Genomic DNA, 498 nt, shown 5'->3' on the forward strand with positions numbered 1-498 from the left:
CCGTATACACCATGTTATCGGAGAGCTGCCCACGTATGGTTATCGTCGGGTATGGGCGCTGCTTCGCAGACAGGCAGAACTTGATGGTATGCCTGCGATCAATGCCAAACGTGTTTACCGGATCATGCGCCAGAATGCGCTGTTGCTTGAGCGAAAACCTGCTGTACCGCCATCGAAACGGGCACATACAGGCAGAGTGGCAGTGAAAGAAAGTAATCAGCGATGGTGCTCTGACGGGTTCGAGTTCCGCTGTGATAACGGAGAAAAACTGCGAGTCACGTTCGCGCTGGACTGCTGTGACCGTGAGGCACTGCACTGGGCGGTCACTACGGGCGGCTTCAACAGTGAAACAGTACAGGACGTCATGCTGGGAGCGGTGGAACGCCGCTTCGGCAACGAGCTTCCGGCGTCTCCAGTAGAGTGGCTGACGGATAATGGTTCATGCTACCGGGCTAATGAAACACGGCAGTTTGCCCGGATGTTGGGGCTTGAACCGAA

The 498-nt window shown here is 55.8% G+C and carries 1 protein-coding gene; it reads left to right on the forward strand.

Features of this window, described 5'->3' with window-relative positions; translation table 11 throughout:
* Positions 1-498: DDE-type integrase/transposase/recombinase (locus tag OGY15_RS00230; protein WP_286537263.1), on the forward strand; the 498-nt coding region annotated here is incomplete at both ends.

It is taken from the genome of Citrobacter sp. Cu231, from assembly GCF_030332265.1.
GTDB lineage: Bacteria > Pseudomonadota > Gammaproteobacteria > Enterobacterales > Enterobacteriaceae > Citrobacter > Citrobacter meridianamericanus.